Genomic DNA, 247 nt, shown 5'->3' with positions numbered 1-247 from the left:
AAATTTCGCGCCAGCGGTCAGCCCGTGTTTCTGGTGCGCGTTGGCTGGTCTGCCGATTACGCTGAAGCATTAAAACAGCCGGTCGATGCGCCCTCACCGGCTAAAGTGTTGCCCGAAAATTGGTGGCAACATCCTGCTGCATTAGGTGCAACCGACAGCGATATCGAAATCATCAAACGTCAATGGGGTGCGTTTTACGGTACGGATCTGGAGTTGCAATTACGCCGCCGAGGTATCGATACAATAG

1 protein-coding gene is annotated in these 247 nt (G+C 53.0%); it reads left to right on the top strand.

Going from position 1 to position 247, the window contains the following annotated elements:
* Positions 1-247, top strand: a 247-nt coding sequence (locus tag V5P19_RS24190) for an isochorismatase family protein (RefSeq protein WP_334408073.1), incomplete at both ends; no start/stop codon positions are given.

Source organism: Enterobacter sp. UNJFSC 003, from assembly GCF_036903355.1.
Classification (GTDB): domain Bacteria; phylum Pseudomonadota; class Gammaproteobacteria; order Enterobacterales; family Enterobacteriaceae; genus Enterobacter.
This window is presented reverse-complemented; position numbering and strand designations above follow the sequence as displayed.